Origin of the sequence: Pseudidiomarina marina (genome assembly GCF_003987045.1) — a bacterium.
Classification (GTDB): domain Bacteria; phylum Pseudomonadota; class Gammaproteobacteria; order Enterobacterales; family Alteromonadaceae; genus Pseudidiomarina; species Pseudidiomarina marina.
In genome coordinates, this window is sequence record NZ_PIPZ01000002.1 from 414,891 (window position 1) to 439,179 (window position 24,289).

Annotated in this window: 24 protein-coding genes; 8 read left to right on the top strand and 16 right to left on the bottom strand. The window is 47.1% G+C overall.

The features are described 5' to 3' along the window. Positions 1-750, top strand: coding sequence for a sulfite exporter TauE/SafE family protein (locus CWI76_RS07645; protein WP_241967987.1), 750 nt, complete (start codon positions 1-3; stop codon positions 748-750). Here CWI76_RS07645 and CWI76_RS07650 read toward each other — a convergent pair. From CWI76_RS07650 to CWI76_RS07665, 4 genes are all read right to left on the bottom strand, one after another. Continuing rightward, positions 731-1,672, bottom strand: coding sequence for a YeiH family protein (locus tag CWI76_RS07650; protein ID WP_126759744.1), 942 nt, complete (start codon positions 1,670-1,672; stop codon positions 731-733). The two genes, CWI76_RS07645 and CWI76_RS07650, sit on opposite strands and share 20 nt — an antisense overlap. Before the next feature lie 32 nt (positions 1,673-1,704). Then, positions 1,705-2,571: an MBL fold metallo-hydrolase gene (locus CWI76_RS07655; protein ID WP_126759745.1), complete on the bottom strand. Its 867-nt coding sequence runs from the start codon at positions 2,569-2,571 to the stop codon at positions 1,705-1,707. Positions 2,572-2,651: 80 nt separating this feature from the next. Next, positions 2,652-3,179 carry a response regulator transcription factor gene (locus CWI76_RS07660; RefSeq protein WP_126759746.1) on the bottom strand — a complete coding sequence of 176 codons (528 nt, stop codon included), beginning with the start codon at positions 3,177-3,179 and terminating at the stop codon, positions 2,652-2,654. Beyond that, positions 3,172-4,191, bottom strand: coding sequence for a sensor histidine kinase (locus tag CWI76_RS07665; protein ID WP_126759747.1), 1,020 nt, complete (start codon positions 4,189-4,191; stop codon positions 3,172-3,174). Before CWI76_RS07665 ends, CWI76_RS07660 begins: the two co-directional genes overlap by 8 nt. A gap of 190 nt (positions 4,192-4,381) precedes the next feature. On the opposite strand from CWI76_RS07665, the gene CWI76_RS07670 reads away from it, so the two are divergent. Further along, positions 4,382-5,101 (top strand): YebC/PmpR family DNA-binding transcriptional regulator, encoded by a 720-nt coding sequence (locus CWI76_RS07670; RefSeq protein WP_126759748.1) that lies wholly within the window; start codon positions 4,382-4,384, stop codon positions 5,099-5,101. 108 nt (positions 5,102-5,209) lie between these two features. On the opposite strand, the gene CWI76_RS07675 is transcribed toward CWI76_RS07670, so the two are convergent. Beyond that, the gene (locus CWI76_RS07675) at positions 5,210-7,351 is read right to left on the bottom strand and encodes a S9 family peptidase (protein WP_126759749.1); all 2,142 of its coding nucleotides are present in this window, start codon (positions 7,349-7,351) and stop codon (positions 5,210-5,212) included. Positions 7,352-7,598: 247 nt separating this feature from the next. On the opposite strand from CWI76_RS07675, the gene CWI76_RS07680 reads away from it, so the two are divergent. Next, a complete protein-coding gene (locus CWI76_RS07680; RefSeq protein ID WP_126759750.1) occupies positions 7,599-9,632 on the top strand; it encodes a tetratricopeptide repeat-containing diguanylate cyclase in 2,034 nt (677 codons plus the stop codon). Between the two features lie 51 nt (positions 9,633-9,683). On the opposite strand, the gene CWI76_RS07685 is transcribed toward CWI76_RS07680, so the two are convergent. Together CWI76_RS07685 and CWI76_RS07690 are read right to left on the bottom strand one after the other, a co-directional pair. Further along, on the bottom strand, positions 9,684-11,822 hold the full coding sequence (locus tag CWI76_RS07685; protein ID WP_126759751.1) for a prolyl oligopeptidase family serine peptidase: 2,139 nt from the start codon (positions 11,820-11,822) through the stop codon (positions 9,684-9,686). 30 nt (positions 11,823-11,852) lie between these two features. Next, on the bottom strand, positions 11,853-12,413 hold the full coding sequence (locus CWI76_RS07690) for a glutathione S-transferase family protein (RefSeq protein WP_126759752.1): 561 nt from the start codon (positions 12,411-12,413) through the stop codon (positions 11,853-11,855). 54 nt (positions 12,414-12,467) lie between these two features. Here CWI76_RS07690 and CWI76_RS07695 point away from each other — a divergent pair, with 54 nt between their 5' ends. Both CWI76_RS07695 and CWI76_RS07700 read left to right on the top strand, forming a co-directional pair. Then, positions 12,468-13,079 (top strand): DUF502 domain-containing protein, encoded by a 612-nt coding sequence (locus tag CWI76_RS07695; protein WP_126759753.1) that lies wholly within the window; start codon positions 12,468-12,470, stop codon positions 13,077-13,079. 10 nt (positions 13,080-13,089) lie between these two features. Continuing rightward, positions 13,090-13,743 (top strand): alpha/beta hydrolase, encoded by a 654-nt coding sequence (locus CWI76_RS07700; RefSeq protein ID WP_126759754.1) that lies wholly within the window; start codon positions 13,090-13,092, stop codon positions 13,741-13,743. Here the strand turns inward: CWI76_RS07700 and CWI76_RS07705 are convergent. Genes CWI76_RS07705 through CWI76_RS07720 form a run of 4 tightly spaced genes read right to left on the bottom strand, consistent with a single transcriptional unit; the run spans position 13,740 to position 17,418 of the window. After that, positions 13,740-14,828 carry an ATP-grasp domain-containing protein gene (locus CWI76_RS07705; protein ID WP_126759755.1) on the bottom strand — a complete coding sequence of 363 codons (1,089 nt, stop codon included), beginning with the start codon at positions 14,826-14,828 and terminating at the stop codon, positions 13,740-13,742. The two genes, CWI76_RS07700 and CWI76_RS07705, sit on opposite strands and share 4 nt — an antisense overlap. Then, positions 14,825-15,319, bottom strand: coding sequence for a 5-(carboxyamino)imidazole ribonucleotide mutase (gene purE / locus CWI76_RS07710; RefSeq protein WP_126759756.1), 495 nt, complete (start codon positions 15,317-15,319; stop codon positions 14,825-14,827). Before purE ends, CWI76_RS07705 begins: the two co-directional genes overlap by 4 nt. Positions 15,320-15,377: 58 nt before the next feature. Continuing rightward, positions 15,378-16,388, bottom strand: a complete 1,011-nt coding sequence (locus CWI76_RS07715) for a GGDEF domain-containing protein (protein ID WP_126759757.1) — start codon at positions 16,386-16,388, stop codon at positions 15,378-15,380. Between the two features lie 16 nt (positions 16,389-16,404). After that, positions 16,405-17,418, bottom strand: a complete 1,014-nt coding sequence (locus CWI76_RS07720; RefSeq protein ID WP_126759758.1) for a GGDEF domain-containing protein — start codon at positions 17,416-17,418, stop codon at positions 16,405-16,407. A 124-nt stretch (positions 17,419-17,542) separates the two neighbouring features. Between CWI76_RS07720 and CWI76_RS07725 the strand changes: the two genes are divergently transcribed. Both CWI76_RS07725 and CWI76_RS07730 read left to right on the top strand, forming a co-directional pair. Beyond that, positions 17,543-18,091 carry a hydrolase gene (locus tag CWI76_RS07725; protein WP_126759759.1) on the top strand — a complete coding sequence of 183 codons (549 nt, stop codon included), beginning with the start codon at positions 17,543-17,545 and terminating at the stop codon, positions 18,089-18,091. Positions 18,092-18,293: 202 nt separating this feature from the next. After that, positions 18,294-18,500: a cold-shock protein gene (locus CWI76_RS07730; RefSeq protein ID WP_055439451.1), complete on the top strand. Its 207-nt coding sequence runs from the start codon at positions 18,294-18,296 to the stop codon at positions 18,498-18,500. 36 nt (positions 18,501-18,536) lie between these two features. Here CWI76_RS07730 and CWI76_RS07735 read toward each other — a convergent pair whose 3' ends face one another. Continuing rightward, complete coding sequence (locus CWI76_RS07735) at positions 18,537-19,733, bottom strand: tetratricopeptide repeat protein (RefSeq protein WP_126759760.1); 1,197 nt, start codon at positions 19,731-19,733, stop codon at positions 18,537-18,539. A gap of 35 nt (positions 19,734-19,768) precedes the next feature. Continuing rightward, positions 19,769-20,608 carry a serine O-acetyltransferase gene (cysE, locus tag CWI76_RS07740; protein ID WP_126759761.1) on the bottom strand — a complete coding sequence of 280 codons (840 nt, stop codon included), beginning with the start codon at positions 20,606-20,608 and terminating at the stop codon, positions 19,769-19,771. A gap of 170 nt (positions 20,609-20,778) precedes the next feature. Here cysE and CWI76_RS07745 point away from each other — a divergent pair, with 170 nt between their 5' ends. Continuing rightward, a complete protein-coding gene (locus CWI76_RS07745; protein ID WP_126759762.1) occupies positions 20,779-22,053 on the top strand; it encodes a metal-dependent hydrolase family protein in 1,275 nt (424 codons plus the stop codon). Position 22,054: 1 nt separating this feature from the next. Here CWI76_RS07745 and CWI76_RS07750 read toward each other — a convergent pair whose 3' ends face one another. From CWI76_RS07750 to CWI76_RS07760, 3 genes are all read right to left on the bottom strand, one after another. Beyond that, positions 22,055-22,519: a DUF2489 domain-containing protein gene (locus CWI76_RS07750; RefSeq protein ID WP_126759763.1), complete on the bottom strand. Its 465-nt coding sequence runs from the start codon at positions 22,517-22,519 to the stop codon at positions 22,055-22,057. Continuing rightward, on the bottom strand, positions 22,506-23,018 hold the full coding sequence (gene yihI, locus CWI76_RS07755) for a Der GTPase-activating protein YihI (RefSeq protein ID WP_126759764.1): 513 nt from the start codon (positions 23,016-23,018) through the stop codon (positions 22,506-22,508). Before yihI ends, CWI76_RS07750 begins: the two co-directional genes overlap by 14 nt. Before the next feature lie 535 nt (positions 23,019-23,553). Continuing rightward, positions 23,554-24,180, bottom strand: a complete 627-nt coding sequence (locus CWI76_RS07760) for a c-type cytochrome (protein WP_126759765.1) — start codon at positions 24,178-24,180, stop codon at positions 23,554-23,556. Positions 24,181-24,289 lie beyond the last annotated feature (109 nt).

Sequence of the window (24,289 nt, forward strand, 5' to 3'; positions counted from 1 at the left end):
ATGATTCAAGCAATTATTGGTGCGGTTCTAATCGGCTTGAGCTTAGGTATTTTCGGCTCGGGCGGCTCAATTCTGACGGTGCCAGTGCTACTGTATTTGGTGAACATGCCGGCCAATCTCGCCATTGCTTCGTCTTTGTTGATTGTTGCATTCATCAGTTTGTTTGGCGGGTTATTAAGTGCTCGAAAGAAGATCGTCTCATGGCCACACGTTTGGTTGTTTGGTATACCGGGCATGATTGGTGCCTACGCTGGCGCATGGGGCGGTGCGGCGGTTGATAGCCGCATTCAGCTCTTAGTATTCGTTGTGCTGATGGCTATTGCCTCGGTGATGATGTGGCGCGGTCGCAGCACGACCGATACCCCTAAAGATGTGAAAGTTATCCGCGTTGTTATTGATGGTCTTTTGGTAGGGGCAATCACTGGTTTCGTTGGTGTTGGCGGCGGCTTTTTGATTGTTCCGGCTTTAGTCCTTTTGGGTGGCGTTCCGATGATTCTTGCCATCGGTACCAGCTTGATGATTATTGCGCTGAAATCGTTTGTTGGCTTTGCCAAATACTATTCTGCCCTCAGTGCGCAAGGCTATGAATTCGATTGGACCATTATTGCCATTATTTCGGTTGCCGGTATTGCCGGAAGTTACGCCGGCGCGTGGATTGGCGCACGTTTACCGCGACAGAAACTGCAAAAGGCATTTGCTGTGTTTCTGATTTTAATGGCTATTTTTGTACTCAGCCAGTCAGTACTGTAAGCCACACTAACGATAGCGTCGCAATAACAAACCATAACACAACGGCCAAAAGCAGCGGACGCCAGCCAGCTGCTTTAAGCCGTTCGACGGTAATGCTCGCCCCCACCAAATACAAACAGAAAACCAGTAACTGCTTACCAACGCTAAACGTAGCGCTGTAAAAGGTTTCAAGCTGCGGTAGCAAAGACGCAAACAGCATGGCAACAATATAACCAGGAATGAACCACGGAACAGTGATGTTGCGTTGTCCTTCGGTTTTCGTCATGTGCTGGTAGACAAGCGCCGAAATGAGTGCCAATGGAATGATCCAAAGAGCTCGCGCCAGTTTTAACGTTGTCGCCACTTGTAATGCGTGGTCGCCGTATGCTTGTGCCGCGCCGACCACCGAACTGGTATCATGAATGGCAATGGCCGCCCACACACCAAATGTTTGTTCGTTGAGACCCAAAGCGGTGCCAATGATTGGGAAAACTAACAAGGCAACAGCGTTGAGAGTAAATACACTGGCCAGCGCTAGAGCCATTTGATCGTTTCTGGCATGAATGGCTGGGGCCACTGCCGCAATCGCACTACCACCACAAATGGCCGTACCTGAACCCAACAGGTGACTCGTGGTGGTGTCCATTTTAAATAGTCGACCGAGCCCCAGCGCCAGCAGCAAAGTCACCACAATGCTAGTGACCATCAATGCAAAATAATCACTGGTCACCTGCCAAGCCACATTGAGTTGCACACCAAAGCCCAACGCCACAATCGCAATTGCGAGTAGTTTTTTCACCAATATACTTGGTTGAATATACGGCGGAATGGCACTGAAGTGGGCCATCAGCGCGCCGAGAATTAAAGCAACCGGCGCACTGATCCAAGGTGTTAACGTTAGAATGCCGACAAGCCAAAACAATGCCGGTTTAATATGAGTCACAACTCACCTTTGCGGTGGAGATTGACGCTTGCTTAGAGTTGGTCAATCGGCAATTTTAAATACACTTTGCCGTCTGCGTCTGCTGGCGGCATGTGTCCCGCCCGAATATTAACCTGAATTGACGGCAAAATCAGCCGCGGCATCTCTAAGGTCGCATCGCGTTCCTCACGCATTTTCACAAATTCAGCTTCCGTCACGCCATCGTGAACGTGCTTGCTGTGTTGACGTTGCTGCGCCACGGTAGTCTTAAACTCATGCTCGCGCCCTTGTGTCGGATAATCATGGCAAATATAAATTTCCGTTGTTTCAGGTAATGCCAAAATTTTCTGAATCGATTGATACAGTGTGCTTGCGCTTCCGCCAGGGAAATCGCAACGCGCGGTACCAACATCAGGCATAAATAACGTATCGCCCACAAAAATTTTCTCTTCATCGACGATGTAACACAAATCTGCTGGGGTATGCCCTGGAGTATGCATGACACGAAACGTCATCGAGCCGACTTTAAACGTTTCACCATCCTTGAATAGATGATCAAACTGATGACCATTCGGTAGGAATTCTTTTTCGAGGTTAAACACATCTTTGAAAATTTTCTGCACATCTTTGATGTGCTCGCCAATGCCAATTTGGCCACCAACCTGCTCTTTCACAAACGGAGCTGCAGATAAGTGATCGGCATGCGCATGCGTTTCCAACACCCATTCTACTTGCAATTTTTCAGCTTTGACAAAATCAACTAAGCGTTGAGCGCCGCGTGTGCTCGTACGACCCGACTTGTAGTCAAAATCTAAGACCGGATCAATAACAACGGCTTTTCGTTCATCCTCACGGTAAACCACATAGCTAAACGTTTCGCTGTCATCGTCCAAAAATGCTTTCACTTGTACTGCTGACATCACTCAACCTCATCAAGAAAATTGATTAATTTAGTAAATACTAAACTACTTTTTACACGGATTAAACCCGTATAGTTTGATTATTGCTTAATAGGTGAATGCTTGCTTAATTTGCGTTGCAAAGTGCGGCGGTGCATACCGAGCGCCCTTGCGGTGGCAGAAATATTACCTTGGTGTTCTTGCATAACACGTTGAATGTGTTCCCACTCTAATTGGGCTGGAGTCAGTGGCTGGTCACTCAACTCAGGCGGCAATTCCTCGTCTGTTGCCAGGGTTTGCAGCAGAACCTGCGTTTGTATTGGCTTGGCAAGATAATCGGTCGCTCCAGCCTTAATCGCTGCTACTGATGTGGCAATACTCGCATAGCCAGTTAAAATCACTAGATTCTTAGGATTAAACCGCATTTTCAATGGTTTGATTAACTCTAAACCGTTCGTTTCACCGAACTTTAAATCTAAAAGAATATGATCGACTTGCGCACAAGGCTGCATATCGAGCTCGGCTTTCGTCGCTGCTGTCACCACTTGATAGCCCGCACGTTCCAGCCGACTACTCAGCGCCTGCAGCAGGTTAATGTCATCATCAATAATCAGCACGGTGTCAGCCATGACGAGCCTCCACTGGCATACAAATCTCAGTCACGGTGTGCCCCGACTCAACATGCCAACTTACAGTACCGCCGAACCGCTCAAAGGATGCATAACTCAGCATCGCGCCAGCGCCAACACCACGGCTACTTGGCAGCAGCTCTCGCCCTAACCCACGCTTTCGAGGAGCATCAAGTGGCTCGCCCTCATTACGAATAATCATCTGCCAAGTGTTCTCAACAACTTGCGTTTTAACGTCGATTTTCGAATCGAGCGGCGCTGCATCGGCAGCGTTGTGCAACAAGCTTAAAATGGCTGGGATTAATGTTCGATCTGCTTGAATAACACAGCCAGGCTGTTCATCGTCATGCCAATGCACACGAATATCGGGACGGGCAATCAGCAATGCATCGCGAACCTGCTCAACGAGTTCGTTTACTTGCAGCTCAAGTACACGGTGAGTCCAAACATCTTCGGCCACTTGCCGCCAATCTAATAGCAAGTTGTGAATACGCTTAATTTGCTGCTCTGCTCGCTGCAAGTCTTCATCGTTTGGATAGCGTTGCCGCACATCTTCAAGCATAAACTGTATGGTCTGGATGGGCGTGGCAACCTCATGACTGAATTGCGCCGCAGCGGTACCAATAGTTACCAATTGTTCGTCGCGATGTTGGCGCTGATGCAAGGCTCGTAAGGCTTGTTGCTGACGCACAATGCGCACGCGCAAGATATGTAAGGTCACCCCAAGGAGCAAGCCAGCGAAAATTTGACCATACACCATTGCCCTATAGTGGGTATCCATCTGATGATGAGTGGGTAGTGGCGCCTGTAGCTGCATCAGTTGCCCTGCGACACCCACAACAATGACCAACCATGCTAAACGAAATGGTAAGAGCAACATGGCTGCCGCCATCGGGACGAGAATCAACACGGCATAAGGGTTCGTTGCCGCGCCGTTTAGCCAAATGAAGCTGTTAGCGAGCACCGTAATGAGCAGTAGTATGATTGCCGTTAAAATATCCCGAATGGTCAAATGTTTTAGCTCCTACCGAATTACTGTTTAAGTATGAATCAAGTTGACAAGAATGCCAGTTGCCGGGTTCGAACAAACCACACAGGTCAACGAACCAGGTCGTACTTTCTGGTTTAAGCTGGATTATCACCTGTAACTGGGTATAAAATTGCCAACTTCATTTATAACCAAACATGATTGAGAGCAATTTATGGGTCGCGCGTATCAAAACCGAAAAGATTCGATAGCCAAAACGGCCGCTGCAAAAAGCAAAGTTTACAGCAAGTACGGTCGTCAAATTTATGTCGTGGCAAAGCAAGGCGGAGTCGACCCCGATGCGAACTTGCAGTTACGTAGCTTGATTGATAACGCCAAGAAGGACCAAGTTCCCGCACACGTTATCGAAAAAGCGATTGATAAAGCCAAAGGCGGTGCCGGTGAAGATTACTCGCCAGCCATGTATGAAGGCTTTGGTCCAGGCAATTGTATGGTTATGGTTGACGCGCTTACAGATAACCCGAACCGCACCATTGGTGAAGTACGTAACTGCTTCACCAAAACCAAGTGCAAGCTCGGCGCACCGGGTAGCGTTTCCCACATGTTTGATCACTGCGCTATCTTGCGATTCGCTGGCGACGATGAAGACGCGGCGCTTGAAGCCCTGATGATGGCCGATGTTGATGTGACCGACATTGAAACAGACGAAGGCTTTATTACCGTATTCACACCGCACACCGAATCACATAAAGCGAAAGTTGCGTTACAAGACGCCTTCGACGGTATCGAGTTTGAAGTCGACGAAGTGCAATATCTACCGCAAATGATGACTGACCTGACAAGTGAGGAAGATATTGCGCAGATGGAGAAGTTGCTGGATATGCTGAATGATTGTGACGACGTTCAAAACGTCTACCACAACGCCCAGTGGTAACTTCGTTAATCGTTAATCGTTATTCGTTAATCGTTGTTCGTAAAAAAGACCCGGCGTAAAACGCCGGGTCACGAATAACTAATAACGAACAACCAATAACGCTTTTCGTTATTGCAGTAGGTTTAGGATGAAGGCGTATTCTTCTGCAATTTCCTTCATTCGCGCAAACCGACCGCTACTACCACCATGTCCTGCACTCATATTGGTTTTGAACATCAGCGGGTTTGCGTCGGTTTTGTGGGTACGCAATTTAGCAACCCACTTCGCTGGTTCGAAGTATTGAACTTGCGAGTCGTGTAATCCGGTGGTGACCAAAATTGCCGGATAGTCCTGCTTCTTCACTTGGTCATACGGTGAATACGACAGCATGTAGTCGTAATACGGTTGATTTTTTGGATTACCCCACTCGTCAAACTCATTGGTCGTAAGCGGAATGCTCTCGTCTAACATGGTGGTTACCACATCAACAAACGGCACATGGGCCATTAAGCCGCGATAGTGTTCCGGTGCCATGTTCGCCACGGCGCCCATTAATAGGCCACCCGCACTGCCGCCCATGCCGAAAACTTTGTCTGGGTGTGCATACTTTTCGGCAACAAGGTGCTTGGTTACGTCAATGTAGTCGGTAAACGTATTAATTTTCTTCAGAAGCTTACCGTCTTCATACCATTGACGACCCATTTCTTGACCACCTCGAATGTGAGCAATGGCGTAAACAAAGCCACGGTCGACAAGGCTGAAAATGGTGGAACGGAAATAAGGGTCAGAGCTACTACCGTATGAGCCATAGGCGTATTGATATAATGGCGCAGAACCATCTTGCTTAAAGCCTTTTTTGTACAACAGCGACACCGGAATTTTTGTACCGTCTTCTGCGGTTGCCCAAGTGCGTGCAGTTTCATAAAGACTTGCATCAAAGTTTGGTACTTCGTTTTGCTTTAATAGCTCTTGCTCACCGGTCGACATATCGTAAGCATATACCGTCGACGGTGTGGTTAATGAGCTGTAGGTATAACGCAAGGTGTCGGTATCTTGTTGCACGTTACGCTCAAACACGGTGACGTACGCTTCTTCGTCGGAAGCAATAAACTTCGCTTCGTCTGGTGCATCCCAAGGCACGATGCGAATGCGACGCAAGCCATCGCTACGCTCGTTAATGGCGAGGTAATTACTGAACACGGCGAAGTCTTGAATGAATACGTCATCGCGATGCTCGACTAGAGGCTGCCATTTTGTCTTATCGCCAATTTCTTCATGTGCAACTTGCATGACTTGAAAGTTCGGTGCATCTAAATCCGTGCGGATAATCCACCGACCATCGAGGTGATCAGCACTATACTGAAAATCGCGCTCTCGCGGCGCCAATACTTGGAATTTGCCATCAGGCTCATCCGCATCCAATACATGCACTTCTGTTGAAACCGTTTGATCCAAGTTAATCTGAATGTACTCACCGTCCGTGGTGTTGTTCACCCACATGTAGAACGTGTTGTCTTTCTCTTCATAAACCAGTTCAGCGGTATCTGCCGGCTCACCAATGCGATATTTCATTACGCGAGTAGACAATAAGGTTTGCGGATCATTTTCAATCACGAATAATGTTTCATTGTCTTTCGCCCACGCAATTGAAGCGGATAAGCCAGTTAAAGTCTGAGCGTTATCTTCACCCGTTGTTAAATCACGAATACGCAATTCATACTGGCGACGGCCGGTGTTATCGACCATGTACGCCATCAATTGCTGATTTGGGCTAACCGCCAAGTTGCCAACGTTCATATAGCTTTGGCCTTCAGCCAGCTTGTTCACATCGAGCATGACTTGCTCGGTGCCTTCTTTGTCAGCACGCACGTAAATTGGATACTCTTTACCGGCTTCGTATTTCACCGAATACAGGTAGTCACCTTTCTGGTAGGGCACCGAAGTATCGTCTTGTTTAATACGGCCAATAATCTCGCTTTCGAGCGTTTCTGTCAGTTCAGTGTAGTCCGCACGATAAGCATCGTAGTACGTGTTTTCAGCTTCTAAATACGCAAGTACATCAGCGTCGGTACGACTGTCATCACGTAGCCAGTAGTATGGATCTTGACGATTCCCTTGTGGTGACTCAACCACATATGGGCGTTGTTCCGCTATCGGTGGTTGTGCGGTCGTATCGTTCGTTGCAGTATTTTGTGAAGCTGGGCTACACGCAGCCAACCAGAGCGCTGAAAGAACTAAACTAGTTGTATATAAACGGTTTTTTAAAGCCATGTTGTTATTCCGAAGGAGATGGAAATTTAACTATACGGCGCATTTCTAAATGCGCAACAAATCAGTGTTACAAGTTGTTACACTTGCTCAAAAAATGAGGTATCATCGAGCGTATAACACATAAGATTAACATGCCATCTTACGAACGTTCATAGCGCGCCATTCGCCGCAATTGGGCACACACGTCCGACCACTTGTGTCAAACTGACGATGTTTTAGGCAAAGTTAACATCTAGTTGGAGGGCGGATGCCTAAATTTTTGTTTCTGATAGCACTGTTGTTGGGTCTGTCGTTTACCACCGTTTCAGCCCAAGAAGCGACTGTTCCTGCTGTAGACCAAACCATCGAAGATCGGCTCGATGCAGTGCTTAATGCCGCCAATACAGAAACATCACTCCAGCAGTTAACCGAAATTCGCGACGACCTTACTGCTGAAACACCGGTAATGACGCGTGTTCGCACCCTCAGTTATATTGCCCTTGATTACGCATACCTTGGCGACCAAGAAAAAGCATTAGAACAAATTGAAGAGGTTCGTCGCATTGCTGAGCGAAGCGGTTTACCTGACGCGATAGCTGAAGTTGAAGCAACGGCACTCTTAATTGTGGCCATGCAGGGTAAAATTTCGCAAGCCATGGCAAATCTCAATGACGCCTTAATTCCGCTTGAAAGTGCGCAAATACCTCGTGTGAAGTATTTTGTAAATAATTTAGCGGCTTATCTTTATCAGCAACGTAGTCAGTTTGATCGCGCACTTGAACACCTCATTTATGCGGCCGATGCTGTCGCTGAAACAGATGATTCGCGAACCCTAATTCGACTGGTTTCCACCAAGCTGCAAATTGCGAATCTCTACACACAGCAAAAAAGTTATGACTTAGCTATCGAGCAACTCGATGATGCGGAAAAGTTAGCAAACGAAAACGACCTCATGAAGCAAGTGGGCGCAGATATCATGTTGCAGCGCGCCTATATTGAAAGCGATCGTAAAAACTTCGACCGCGCGTTAGGAATTTACGCACGCCTGCGTGATCAACTTAAAGACAATCCCGATAACGTCGCGAACTATCTCACCGTCCTCAATAATATGGGCGATGTCGATATTCGTATCGGCCGCTACGAAGATGCTCGACGCGTATTAGAGGAAGCTTACACCGTTGCTAAGTTGAACCCTCAACAATTTAAACCCGATATTATTCAATTTAATTTAGGTTATGTTGATGTTTTCCTGGGTGAAATCGAACAGGGTTTAAATGAAATGCGTCAGATTGTGGATGCTGCTCGCGAGGCGTGGGCACCATCTGAATTTGAAGAGCTACTCGGAGAGTATGCCGACGCACTTATTCATGTTGGGTTACATGACGAAGCAATCGATGTATTGATAGAGCAGCGCGAATTGCGAGAAGAAGCATACAAGGGTGATCAGCAAAAGAGCATTGCTGAATTGCAGAATCTGTATGATAGCAAAGACAAAGCCATGCAGATCGAGCTGCTATCGCAAAAAAATGAACTCAACCAACAGCTTATTGAAAATGAAAGTCAAAAGCGCACCATTTTAACGCTTTTCGTTGTTGTTGCTGTTTTTGCGATGATTTTAGTTGTCCTGTTATACCGTGCCGCGCAGCGTAGTAACCGGGAATTAAAAGTGGCGAATAGTAAGCTAGCTGAGCAATCCGTGCGCGACCCATTAACCGGTCTTTTGAACCGACGCGCTTTACAAAATAAACTAAGAACGCCACATAAAGTTGGTCACGACGCGATGTTATTACTCGATGTTGATCACTTTAAACGTATTAACGATAACCTTGGCCATGCCGCTGGCGATGACGTGCTCGTTGAAGTTTCAAAACGCCTTCTGCAAGTTTCTCGAGAGTCTGATCTCGTTGTCCGATGGGGTGGTGAAGAATTCTTGATTTATTTAACCAATACCGAGCAAAGCAAACTGCCAGCAATGGCAAAACGCATGCTCGACGTGATTGGTTCCACCCCAATTCAGTCCGGTGACCGTGAAATCTGGATAACTGCAACGGCTGGCTTTATTAGTTACCCGTTTGCTGATTTGCATGAGAATCAAATGGATTGGGAAGAAACATTGCAGCTTGCCGATATGGTTCTTTATGCCGGTAAAGTTCACGGCCGCAATCAGGCGTGGGGTGTCATGGCGCTCAACAAGCCTTTCGCCGAAGTGCAAAAGCTACTTGAAACCGACTTACCTGGTGCCATTGAGCAAGATGCCATCAGTGTCGAAATTCTCCACGGCCCAGAACAACCAAAACCCTAATAAAAAACCCCGAGCGCCGCTAGACGTTCGGGGTTTTGCCTCTCTTAGCAATTACTTCAGTTCTTTAATGCCCATATTCCACAAGGTGAAACCATAGATATCAGCATACTGCTCAATGGTTTTCGATACTGGGGTACCGGCACCGTGACCTGCATTGGTCTCAATGCGAATCAGCTGTGGATTCGGTCCCGAGTCTTTCGCTTGAAGCTCAGCTGCGAACTTAAATGAATGTGCTGGAACCACACGGTCATCATGATCACCCGTGGTAATCATCGTTGCGGGATAATGCACACCCGACTCAACGTTATGCACTGGTGAGTAACCTTTTAAGTACTCGAACATTTCTTTGCTGTCTTCAGCGGTGCCGTAGTCGTATGCCCAACCAGCGCCAGCTGTGAAGGTGTGGTAACGCAACATATCGAGTACACCCACTGCAGGCAATGCCACTTGCATTAAGTCAGGACGTTGAGTCATCACCGCACCAACCAACAAACCACCATTTGAGCCACCGCGTACGGCAAGTTTACCATTTGACGTGTAACCTTCTTCAATGAGGTATTCAGCCGCGGCAATAAAGTCATCGAACACGTTCTGCTTTTGCATTTTGGTGCCAGCATTGTGCCAATCTTTACCGTACTCACCACCACCGCGAAGGTTAGCAACTGCATAAACCCCGCCTAACTCAAGCCACATTGCGTTGGTCATGCTAAAGCTTGGGGTAAGGCTAACATTAAAGCCACCGTAACCGTACAAAATGGTCGGGTTGGTTCCGTCCAGTTCCATACCTTTTTTATAGGTAATGATCATCGGTACTTCGGTGCCATCTTTTGACGTGTAGAACACCTGCTTCGATTCATAAGCGTTGCTGTCAAATTGTGCTTTCGATTCAGCATATACTTCAGATTCACCAGCGTCTGGCTCATACGCATAAATGGTACCTGGGGTGTTGTAGTTGGTAAACGTGTAATACACCACGTCGTCTTCACGCTTCGCACTGAAGCCGCCAACACTACCAACGCCTGGCAATTCAATTTCACGAATACGCTCGCCGTCGTAGTTGTATTGTTCTACCTTTGCAATTGCATCAACCATATACTCGGCAAAAATGTAGCCAGCACCAGTTGAAGGGCTTAACACGTGCTCAGTTTCGGCAATGAAGTCTTCCCAGTTTTCAGGCTGAGGATTCGCTGCATCAACCGTTACAACGCGCTTGTTCGGCGCATTCAAATCCGTTACCAAATAGAGTTTGGTACCCACATTATCCAATACGTAAGTATCAGAATCAGTGTGGTCAAGAACTGTGACCATGTCACTTTCTGGATTCGTTAAGTCTTTAATAAATAACTTGTTACCAGAAGTTGAAACTGCTGCGGTGATCACTAAAAAACGGTCATCGTCGGTAACTTGGCCGCCAACATAACGATGTTTCTCAGCTTCAGTACCGCCGAATACAACCTTGTCATCGGCTTGGTCAGTACCTAGCTGGTGATAATAAAGCTTGTGTTGATCGGTTTTCGCTGACAACTCACTACCTTCTGGCTTGTCATAGCTTGAATAATAGAAACCTTCGTTGCCATACCAAGAGATACCGCTAAATTTCACATCAACCAATGTCGGCTCAAGTTGCTCTTTGGTTTCAACGTCAATCACAATAATTTTGCGCCAGTCGCTTCCGCCTTCCGAAATAGCGTAAGCAGCAAGTGAACCATCTTTTGAAAAGCTCAAGGTTGCCAATGAGGTGGTGCCATCTTCACTAAAGGTATTTGGATCTAAAAATACTTCAGTGTTGCCTTCTTCATCAGTGCGGTACACCACGTACTGGTTTTGCAAACCGTCATTTTTATAGAAATAGGTGTATTTACCTTCTTTAAACGGTGCGCCAACTTTTTCGTAGTTCCAAAGCTCAGCTAAACGGTCTTTAATTTGGTCGCGATAAGGAATCTGCTCCAGATAGTCAAAGGTTACTTCGTTTTGCGCTTTTACCCACGCTTCGGTTTCAGCCGAACGGTCATCTTCTAACCAGCGGTATGGGTCAGCGACAACGGTACCGAAGTACTCATCGGTAACATTACCGCGCACTGTCATTGGATAGCTGATATTTGCATCCACCGCAGTCTCCGTGTGTGATTCTTGTTGTGGCGAACAGGCGCTTAGTAATGCAACGCCAGCCACAGCTGCTAGATATTTCATGTGTGCTTTAACTCCCCTCGTTATTATTTTTTAACTCAGCGCTGGATGCGTATTTGCAAACCAAGGCTGATGATTCATGCCTAGTAAAAACTGTTGTAATCTTGGGTAATCGGCAACGTTTATACGCTCGCGAAATTGTGCCCAACTTAAAAAACATGCGAGCCGTAATTGCCCATCACTGTATGTTTCTCGCTGTGGCCAGTCACGCTGATCGAGCTCCGTTAAGATGGAGTGAACTCGATCTTTTTGGCGCTGCAAATATGGGCTGTTCTCGGTAGTTATATTATCACGCTCGAGTAAAAATAAATTCACCGTGGCATCAAGCGCCGTATTTGCGAGACAAAATAAGTCGAAGTCGGCAACATCGTCGCAAAATGGCTGTTGATGACGCTCGCGTAGGTAACGCAAAATAGATGCTGAGTCGGTCAATTGCACCTCGCCATCATGTAAAAACGGCACACGTTGGGTGGGTGATTGTTGCGCGCTTTGCGTGTAATCGGTTGGAATAAATTCAAATTTGTCATTGTTCTGGGTCAACACAATACGGCAGTGACGCACATATGGTGAGGTATAACTGCCAAATAACTTCATAATGCCCCCTAAAAGACGTTAAGCTATGCCTTCATTCTGCTTGAGATTACCAAAATGAAACGTGGAATACAGTATTTACTCAAAGGTCTCACCATTCTACTCCCATTGGTGGTGACAATCGCACTGGTTCATTGGTTTTTAGTGACCATTGAGTCATGGTTGCGCCCTATTTGGGAAACAATTCTTGGCACCAAATATTACTTCCCTGGTTTAGCGTTTTTAAGCTTCATTGTACTTGCCATTATCATTGGCTTTAGTGCTCGCTGGAACTTCATTAACAAGCTATGGGAGCTGCCGGGCAACATCATGCATCGTATGCCAGTTCTACGCAGTTTGTACGGCACCATTACTGATGTGTTTGATTTAATGTCAGGCAAAAGTTTTTCAGATGAGTCTGTTGTACTTGTCACACTGCCCGGTGCCGACGTGAAATTAATTGGCATCGTCACGAAAAAACCAGGACAAAAAGACGATCGACTTTCAGCTATGCTCGATGAAGACCACATCGCCGTATTCCTGCCAATGAGTTACAACGTCGGTGGTTATATGCTTATTGTGCCGCGCGAAAGCGTCGAAAAACTCGATATGTCACCCGCAGATGCCATGCAACTCACTATTAGCGGTGGGCTTGGTAAAAATCGACAATTTCCAGTAAACGAAGACTAGTGGAGTATATATGTCTTACCTTCCATGTGTAGAAATTGAACCTCAGAAGCCGGCCACGCATGCAATTATCTGGTTACATGGTCTCGGTGCCGATGGTAACGATTTTGCACCCTTAGTACCGCATTTAACACCGCCGGTTGCGGTTCGATTTGTATTCCCGCATGCACCTCAAATACCAGTGACTATTAATGGCGGTATGCGTATGCCTGCTTGGTATGACATTCTGAGCATGTCACTTGGGCGTGAAGTTGATGAGCAGCAGCTTCGTGATTCTGCAGCAGCAGTGCAGCAATTGATTGAGCGTGAAATTGAACGTGGTATTCCGGCCGAAAATATTTTATTGGCAGGTTTTTCTCAAGGCGGCGCGGTTGCCTATGAAGCAGCGCTAACTTATCCCAAACGCTTACGTGGTTTGCTAGCGCTCTCAACCTATTTAGCGACGCATCAAAGTATTACACCGCATGCAGCGAACAATGATATCCCTATTTTGGTGCAGCATGGCTCGCAAGATCCTGTTGTACCTGAAGCACTCGGACAGCATGCCTATCAATGGTTAAAACAGCAGGGCTACAACGCCGAATATCAAAGCTTTGCAATGCAACATCAGGTATGTGGCGAGCAGGTGCAAGCCATAAATACATGGTTGCAGAAGGTTCTCGCTTAGTCAGCGAGAACCTGAAGTTTTTCTGCCCATTGCGCTACCCACGTCATGGCCGTATCGCGATTCGCTGTGCGAATATTCACATGGCCAACCTTGCGGCCTGGGCGAGGTTCTTTGTTGTACCAATGGCAATCGGTATCAGCGTGATGCCATAAGCCGGCAGGAATTTGGTCAGCGCCAATCACGTTAATCATGAGGGTTGGTTCTAACCGCAATAAAGGTAGTGGCATCCCGGTTAGTGCGCGAATATGTAAGTCAAATTGGCTGCTATTCGCGCCGGTCATTGTCCAATGCCCTGAGTTGTGTACTCGCGGTGCTATTTCGTTCACTAACAGTTGTGCATCATCGCCTTCGCCTACCACAAAAAACTCAATGGCTAAAACACCAACGTAATGCAGCGCATCCGTGAGCTTACGGAAACAGTCTTCAGCAACACTCTGTAGGCGCTCGTCGACAACATCAATGGCGCCGAGGCTATAACTTAATATACCGCGATCATGCACATTGGTAATTAGCGGATAGCAACAAATGCTGCCATCTTTACTGCGCGCTCCAACTAGCGATACTTCGCGGTGAAACGGAATCATATGCTCGGCAATACCGGGCGCTTGACCAGCCTGTTGCGCTAACTCGCTCGGGTTATCCACCATTCGGAAACGCCATTGGCCTTTACCATCATAACCACCACGAGCGGCTTTTAGCACCATCGGCTGTTCTGCTTTACTGAGAATTTTTTCAAGCTCATCCGCATTGTTATAAGTTTGCCACGGCGAGGTCGGTACACGGCAATCATCAAAGAGTTTCTTTTCAGCACGGCGGTCGGTAAGGCTTTTAATTCGCGCTGGGTCCATCAAAAACTTGTCGTGCGCAGCGGCAAGGATATCCGCCGGAATATCTTCGTGCTCCCAACTCACCAAATCAGCCCAAGCAATGGCGTCGGTTAGCGATAACTGCAAATCAATCTGAGCTGAAAGCGGTTTAACGGTGTTGCTGCGGGTACTAAATAGTAGACACTCGTGTCCATGACTAATAGCGCTTGCACCCAGCATCTGCCCTAATTGGCCATCACCGATAAACAGAATTTTCATGATTCAGGCAGCTCCAATTTCGGACCGTTCATCACCTTCTCGCGTTGTTGCTCGCGAAATGCATGCACACGTTGACGAACATCGACATTAAATGAGCCGATAATTTGTGCCGCTAATAAGCCAGCATTCGCAGCGCCAGCGGGGCCAACTGCTAATGTGCCTACCGCGACGCCTTTTGGCATTTGTACAATCGACAGCAAGCTATCTAAGCCCTTCAGTTGTTTGCTCGGCACCGGTACGCCCAATACTGGAATAGCAGTGAATGCCGCGAGCATGCCAGGCAAATGTGCTGCGCCGCCGGCGCCAGCGATGACCACAGGAACGCCATCTTGTTCGGCTTGTTCCATGGTGGTTTTCAATAAATCAGGGGTGCGGTGCGCAGACACAACTTCAGCGCGCCATTCAACGCCGAGGTCTTTCAGCATTTGTGCTGCATGTTGCATGACGGGCCAGTCAGACTGCGAGCCCATTAAGATCAAGACAGGTGCCATGTGGTGCTCCGTTTTTCAAAGGAGCGAATTGTAGCTAGGACAAGCGATAGGTGCAAATTTATTGCGCAATTCTCAAACGATTGCGGCCCTGACTTTTGGCTTTATCCTTAGCGGCGTCGGCGCACTCAAGCCACTGGCCCCAATCTTGCCCCTTGCGCCATTCGGCAACACCAGCGCTGGCCGTGACTGTGGTCATCATACTTTTTATCGCAAATGGTTCGTGGCGCAGGCTATCAAGCATCTCGCCGGTTAGCTCAGCGGCTTGCTTTAGAGAAGTATTTGGGAAAATGACAAGAAATTCGGCACCGCCGTAGCGCACCATGACATCGTTATTACGACAAATTCGAGCTAACCGAGCGGCTGTTTCCTTTAGCACAGCGTCGCCAAACATATAGCCAAACTTGTCATTGATATTCTTGAACGAATCCAGATCAAGCAGCATTGCACTTACGGGATGCTGATGACGTTTTGCGCGCTCGAGCTCAGCTTGCATCATCTCGGATACATAGTCGCGACGATAAAAACCAGTTAACGGATCGGTTGCATACAGCTTGGAAAGATTGCGCTGCATATAACTCATCATAACCAAAAATACGGCGCCGACGCCTATTAACACCAACATCGAAAGCGCTATTCGCCAGGCGTACTCAAACGGTAAAAACTGGTACATTACTGCTGCAAATAGTGCATAAATTAGCATGATGACAAGCACGAATATGGTGCGGTCAAACATAAAAAAGACCATAGCTAATACTGGGTACATCCAGTACACACCCATCATGCCGGATGATTTCATCGAGACACTAACTAGCGTGCCCAACGCGCAGATAAATAGGAAGTTTATCCATTGCGGTGCGAGTTCATTTCGGTAAATAACGCCGGTGAGAATAAACGCTAAGGCAACGCTCACTAATGCCCCAGATTCTAGCCAGCGTGAATCCGTGGCAAGTACCCCAGCTAACACCAGAATTACCAAGCCGACACCAAAATAGATAGTGCGCATGGCAACTAATCGAAATTGCTGCCACAAATTCAGTGATAATGCGGGAGTTGCTACCGTCGAGTTCATGAATATCCGTTCTCAATTAAGCTGTTGGAGTGTAACTTTCTGCCTTGCAAACTTGATTGCGACCTTTGCGTTTTGCTTCAAGTAAAGCAGTATCTGCGGTATTTATCCATTCCGCCCATGTTTGTTCGGCTCGCAACTGGGCAACCCCAATGCTAATGGTCAAGTGAGCCTGTGCATCTTTACCGTCGAACGGCGTATTCGCAATGGCAAGTCGCAATTTTTCCGCAACTTTTACAGCCTCTTCGAGTTCAGTTTCTGGCATGACCACCAGAAACTCTTCACCACCAACGCGAAATAATTGATCATTAATGCGTAAGGTTGCTTTTAATCGTGCGGCAAGTTGCTTGAGCATCTGATCGCCGAATAGGTGCCCATGCTTGTCATTAAGCAGTTTAAAATGGTCGAGGTCGAGCATAATTAAACTGGCGGGACGATGGTATCGGCGAAAATTATGAATCAACTGGCTAAGTACATTATTTAATCGATGACGATTTTGTAGACCGGTCAAAGTATCGGTGACAACCAACTGATGTAGTAATTTTTGCATGCGCCCCAGCATCACCACAAAAACACTGCCGAGTACCAAAATAACCAGCAGCGATGCGGTGATACGCCAACCATCGCTAACCGGCATATAAAGTAACGCTGCCGCGCTCATCACTATGGTTACAACCGAGGCAAGCGCAATAGCAAAGCCATCGCGAAACATAAAGAAGCTAGCAACGAGTAACGGATATGCCCAGTAAACACCGATGGCACCATTGGTGCGAATTGAAGCAAAACAAATGGAGGTTAGCAGCATCATGAATATGACTCGCCACACGTCAGGAATACGTTTACTGCGATACCAATATGCAATGACAGCTAACACGATTGCCGCGGCCAACAGAACTGCTGCCTGAATGTAATGAACCAACCACACTTGAACACCAGCTAATAGCAGCTGAGTAATTGCCCCCGCCCACACAATGTTGCGCGTGACTTTATTTCGAAAGCTTTGCAGCAGCGTATCTGCCGATTGATTGGGCATGGCCAGCGTCCTTCTGACTTACCAAATTGAATTGCATGTCTATGCTCAAAGTATCGCCAAGCATTAGGAATAGCAATAACTTTGCGGCATAATTCATTTAAGTCAAATCAAAGGAGTTGTCATCATGCTGATGAAAGCAGACCAAAGCATACTTGTCATTGTCGATGCGCAAGAAAAACTCGCGCCCGTCATCCATCAGCGCGATCAACTCATCGCTCGCATGCGTTGGCTTGGTGAAATCGCCAATGAATTAGATATACCTGTTGTTGTTACCGAACAGTATCCCAAAGGCTTAGGCATTAGTGTCGATGATCTATCCGGCGTTATTGAGAATGCTCAAGTAATCGAGAAGATGCACTTTAGCGCCATGCAAGAACCCAACTTCGTCAACGCTATCGGCGAAATCAACCGCTCTCAAGTGATACTAATGGGAATGGAAACACACGTATGTATATTGCAAACGGCGCTTGATTTAATTGCCGACGATTATCAAGTATTTGTCGTTGAAGATGCGGTGGGTTCACGTCGCGATAGTGACAAACAAACCGCTTTAAAGCGCATGCGGCAAGAGGGTGTCGTGATAATTTCTTCGGAAATGGCGGCCTATGAATGGCTATATCGCTCAGGAACTGACCAGTTTCGTCACATCACGAAAAACTGGATTCGCGGCTAAAGCCCTTATAAGCGTTAATAAATCTTTAATTGACAGGGGTTAGGATCAGCGTATACTGACGGTCGCTAGAAAAATTCGGCTGTCTAATTGTGGCCTGTTACGAAGTCAATTGCTGTACCTCGTTTTGTAAGTCCTCAAGTAATACACGTAATTTTTATTAGCAATACCCTAGATTTTCACATGCACTACGAGGAATCACAGCATGTCTACAGTAACTGGTAAAGTAAAATTCTTTAACGAAGCTAAAGGTTTCGGTTTCATCGAGCAAGAGCAAGGCGCGGACGTATTCGTACACTTCTCTGCTATTCAATCAGACGGTTTCAAAACCTTAGCTGAAGGCCAAACTGTTCAGTTCACTATTGAACAAGGTCCTAAAGGCCCACAGGCTTCTAACGTAGTTCCTATGTAATTACGTTTCTTCTAGCGAAGAATTCCAAAAAGCCGCTCACTTGAGCGGCTTTTTTTGTGCCTGTTCTTGATAGCTATACCAGCCAGTTTTGAAACGCGCTTTAGTAGCTGACATTTTCGCTTCGCGCATTCCCTTCTCAAGAATGCGTCGCGCCTTGTGAGTTTCACCTTGTGCGACAAATACCTGGGCCTGTCCCCAATAGGCTTCGTGCACGTATGGTGCCTGTTCAGCTGCTTTGCGGTACATGGTCATGGCTATATCAAGCTGGTTTTGTGCAAACGCCGCATCACCTAAGGCTATCCAAGCGTATGGATTCGCTTCGGGAATTGACTGAATACGTTGCTCAAGTTTCGCCACTAATTCGTGACGGTGCTGACGTTTAGCAAGGGCTTGGTAATTGTGCAGTACGTTGAGGTTGTCGGCATCTAAGCGCAAAGCGTAATTAAATAGTTGCTCTGCGGTGTTAGCGTCGTCTTTGCGCCCGTGCAAGAGCCCCAAAATATTCAGTACTTCACTATCTTTCGGCGTGTATGTCAGAGCTTCGGTGGCATACGCATAAGCCTCATCCACCAAGCCATCAACCATCAATTCAGCCGCCCGATTACGGTAATACAGTGCCAGAAACTCCGTTTCGCTAATCATCTCGGCATTCTGCGAAGCCAATGAAGGAAAGTAATCCACAACAACCCAAGCGCGCTTAAGAAGCGTTTTATTCTCGCCTTCTTTTGCTGGTTCAAGCGGTTTATACAATCGTGCGCGAACATGATCAGATACCAGAACAATATTGTTTTTGCGGTCAAAGACCGGTGCATTGGTCACGCGCTGGAACTTAATTTCTACATCAACAAGATCAGCTAAACCTTTCGTAAGAATGGCTAATGCCATGCAATTACCAGCGCTCAGTGCAAAAGCTTCACTGGCAGTATACGTTTGTTCCTTATAATTGAAGCCGAAAGTTAAATCTTGAAGGTATACGCTAATGCGTTCGTGCTCAGGTAAATCACTGAGACGATCATTGAAATCAAGTAAGAAATCTTGCTGTTGCGAAGCGGTTAGTGCAAACAATTGTTGTGCTGACACAACGGACTGTTGGGGCCTGAAGAGAGCGCTGTTTAGGCTCGGCATTTGAGCCTTCGCATGCGCCTCTGCCACACTATTCATTGACGATTGCCCGGCACAGCCGCTTATTGCAGCAAGTGATAATGCCATCATGAGAATATTTGCTAGCTTCATAATTACCTCCGCTAGCAACTGGTTATCGTCAAGAGTTAGTTGGTTTCAGTGGGCGACTTTTTTGGTTGCTCTTTCTGTTGCTCTTTCTGACGACGTTCAGCTGCTTCCTGTTCCGCCTTAAGGAAGTCCATATCGTCTAAATCGACATCCGGTATTTCTTCACACACATTACCGCCAAGTTGATTCACTGCGCAACACAAATCGCTCACTTTTTGGTCTAATAAATGAACGTGATCGAGCATGCGGCCAATGGCCGTTGCAACAGGATCGGGATTATCTGCAGAAATTGCATACGCATCGAAGCCATATTGTTTCGCAATTTCTTGACGTCGTTTGGTGACCTCAGACGTCTCCGCTGTTGCTGCACTTCGCGCCACGCGCGCCGGAATTCCAACTACGGTTGCCTCGGCTGGTACATCTTTCACTACGACCGCATTCGAACCAATACGTGCATTCTCACCAATCTCAATTGGACCAAGAACCTTAGCTCCTGCACCAATAACCACGCCGTTTTTGAGTGTTGGATGACGTTTACCTTGATTCCAACTTGTTCCGCCGAGCGTGACGCCGTGGTAGATGGTCACGTCATCGCCAATTTCGGCCGTTTCACCAATCACGACACCCATTCCGTGGTCAATGAAGAAACGCCGGCCAATTTTCGCGCCTGGATGAATTTCGACTCCCGTTAACCATCGCGAGATGGTGGAAACGAAACGCGCCAGCCAATACCAACGCCAGGTCCATAGCTTATGGCTAAAACGATGCCACCAAATAGCATGAAGCCCTGGATATGTGGTGAGTACTTCAAAAGCATTACGCGCAGCCGGATCGCGGGCAAAAACACTTTGAATATCTTCTCGAACGCGTTTGAACATGAAATGTAAAGCCTAATCAGTGTCATTAAGAACGTTATTATACCAAGATTTAAGGTTGGTTGCGTCAGTTCACTCAGTTTAAGCGGTTAAATGCTGACCGCTTCATTGACCCCTCTAGCAATAACTCGCTACTGTGGTGACTATAGCAAAAATAAAGCGAGGTAAATCACATGCGGAAATTATTAGCAGTATCTATAGCACTCGGCTTGGCTTCAACCGCCCATGCCGACACGCTTATTTACGCCGGTACACTCATTGACGGTACTCAAGCCAATCCGAAGTCAGAAATGACCGTGGTTATTGATGAAGGCACGATTAAGGCCATCGAGAAGGGCTTCAAACAGCCGCAAGACGGAGATGTGGTCATCGATCGCCGTGACGGCACGGTGATGCCTGGCTTTATCGATATGCACACACACCTGACTTCACAGTTGGGTCCCGGTAGCTATATGAATAAATTTACCAAAGGGGCGCCAGACGTCACCTTAGATGCGGTAAATTATGCCCGCAAAACACTTATGGCTGGCTTTACTACGGTTCGCGATTTGGGTGACTCGTATAATGCCAGTATTTCACTACGTAACGCTGTAAACGCCGGTAAAGTGGTTGGCCCTCGCATATATACTGCAGGCAAGTCACTTGCAACGACAGGCGGACATGCTGATCCAACCAACGGCGCGCATAGTGGCTTGTATGAAACACCGACGCCGGCAGACGGCGTGTTAAATGGCCCTTATGAAGCACGACAAGCAGTTCGCGCTCGTTATCAAGACGGCTCAGATTTGATCAAGCTGACAGTTACAGGTGGTGTACTGAGCGTTGCGAAGAGCGGTCACAACCCACAATTTATGATGGATGAACTCGAAGCTGTGGTGCAAACCGCAAAAGACTACGAAATGAAGGTCACCGTTCACGCACATGGTAAAGAAGGCATGTTGCGCGCTATTGAGGCCGGTGTTAATTCCATTGAGCACGGCACTTATATGGATGACGAAGTCATGCGCGCCATGAAAAAGAAAGGTGTGTACTACGTTCCAACCATTACGGCGGGTCGGTCTGTCGCTGACCGCGCTAAAATTGACGGGTTCTTCCCTGAACTAGTGCGGCCAAAAGCCGCTGCCATCGGCCCAAAAATTCAGAGCACTTTTGCTGAAGCCTACAAAGCTGGCGTGAAAATTGCGTTCGGTACTGATGCAGGCGTATTCGACCACGGCGAAAACTATCGCGAGTTTATCTACATGGTTGAAGCCGGTATGCCGCCTTTAGCGGCGATTCGAAGTGCGACAGCAGAAGCATCAAAACTCTTGGGCGTATCTGATATCGGTACCATCGAAGTTGGCAAGCGCGCTGATGTGGTAGCGGTACAGGGAAATCCGTTAAACGACATTTCCCTGCTCAGCAACATTAATTTGGTTGTGAAAGACGGTACGGTCTACAAACAATAAGTTAAGCGAAATCTTTCAAGAGCTGGCGGACGTCTTGCAATATCACGTCTTCCAGCTCTTTTTCATAGCCTTCGCGCTCATTATCCATTTTGCGAATTTCTGCTTTCGGGTATTGCTTGCGTGCCTCATGAGTTGGCATGTGTTTGATGCGCTCATACATATCATGCAACGACGGATATTTTCTCGCATACCCTGCTTGGTTTGATTCAACCCGCAAATCCAACAATACCACCAAACGAAGCGCGCCTTCTGACAGTGGGCATTGCCCCTGCTCCATCGCCTTCGCTATCGTTACGATACTTTCGTGGAGATTCTCATTTCGCATTGCTAATGCTTGATCACGTCGTTGATTCTGCGCTTTTAATTGCGCTAACAGGCGACCAGCATAAAACGCGAGCCCGGCAATAATTACAACACCGAGCAGAACAGCAATCCAAGCCCAGGCTGGAAAGTTAGCTTCTGTCATCGTCATCCTCAAATTCGTCGTCGAAGTCTAAATCATCATCGTCTTCAAGCTCAATGCCGAGCATTTCAGCAAGCTGAGAGAATCTCTCAGTACGTTCTTCCATGTACTTTGTATCACTGGCGTTTAATGTTTCGCCATCTTCAGCGCGCTCTAACAACGCTTGTAAACGTTCGTCGTTTTCAATCGACGTCAACTCCGCCATTGCTGCTTTACGGTCAAAGCTAGGCTGTTTCGGCACTGGCACCGCCTGCTTCGGATCAACTAAGCTAATTGGCTTCTTGCTACCATGGCGCGGGTCGTGCGCTTGAGTATTGCCACTCGCATCTTGGCGCTTGGCTTTATTCGAAGTTGGATTAAATCGACTGCCCGGCTTGTGGCCCTTGGTTTTATGCGTCGGTTTTGTTGGTGCTGACTTTGCTTTCGGCTGCTGCCAATCCTTTTCGACTTTCTTGGATGGGGCTAGAGGACCAGTTTTGCGGGTTTTCTTGACGCGTGTCATGTGTGCTTCCAGAACAGTTGAGTGTAATACGTTGGCTTAAGCATAGCGTGCTTGCAAACGTAACACATAGTTTAACTGATCTAGCAGACAATAAAAAAGGCGATGTTGCCATCGCCTGATTTATTCTCATTCTTTCACACAGCGCACGTGCGATTTCGAGAACGGTTGTCATTATCTTCCATGTTTTTAATTATAACGTCCGTGAGGTCTTTATTATTATTGTTATTAATTAAGCGCATTAACCGAGCTCTGTTGTTTTTATTTTGCTTGGTTAAAAGTCGGCCTCCTGGCCGTGTTGTTATTCCCTGGATTTTAAATCTTATTACTGGGAAAGCCTTATAATATGAGGCTTCCCGTAAATCCAATGGCATTCAGAGTACTGATTCGTGCCGAATTATCAATGATTATTATGTTCTAAAAATGAATTTCTTTATAACTTTATTGTCAAACCCTCGATTTTATAGGGCTTTTCTTACGTTTTTTTTGCAACAAAAAAACAAAAAAGGCAGCTTTCGCTGCCTTTTTATCGCCTATTTTAATATAGACCTTGAATATACTGAGATAAGATCTCGATGTCTTTATCGGTCAGTTTGCTAGCCACGTCACGCATCATGTTGTTTAAATCGTTTGCGCGTTCGCCACTGCGAAATAATTCAAGCTGCTGCTTGGTATATGCGGCATGTTGACCTGAAATATCAGGGAAGTTCGCCAGTGCCATGCCATCGCCACGAGGACCGTGACACGCTGCACAAGCTGCAATTCCGCGAGACTCATCACCGGCAACAAACAATTTCTTACCTGCAGCGATGACATCTTCTGGGGCAGAACCGCCTTCCATTTCTTGAGCAGCATAAAACGCTGCTAAATCAGCCATGTCTTGTTCGCTTAGCATCGCAACTTGACCTTGCATTATTGCGTTGGCACGACCTTGCTCGCCACCCGTTTCGGCAGCTAGCTTATAATCTGTTAATTGCTTGAACAGGTAGCTCTCGTGCTGACCAGCAATTTTCGGATACATATCAGATGGGGCATTGCCATCCGGCCCGTGACACGCAGCACATACAGCGGATTTCTGTTGTCCTGCTTCCGCATCGCCAGTTGCTGCCATGGCAAAACCAGTCAAGCCAAGGTACAGGCCTACGAACATTGCGATTTTTTTCATGATCGATATCTCTGCTCTGGGTAGTTGTAACAGACGCTATTTTACACAAAAGTTGTAAGGATTAAACGTCTAATCATGCTACTATGTGGTTTCAAATGAGGTCGCACAA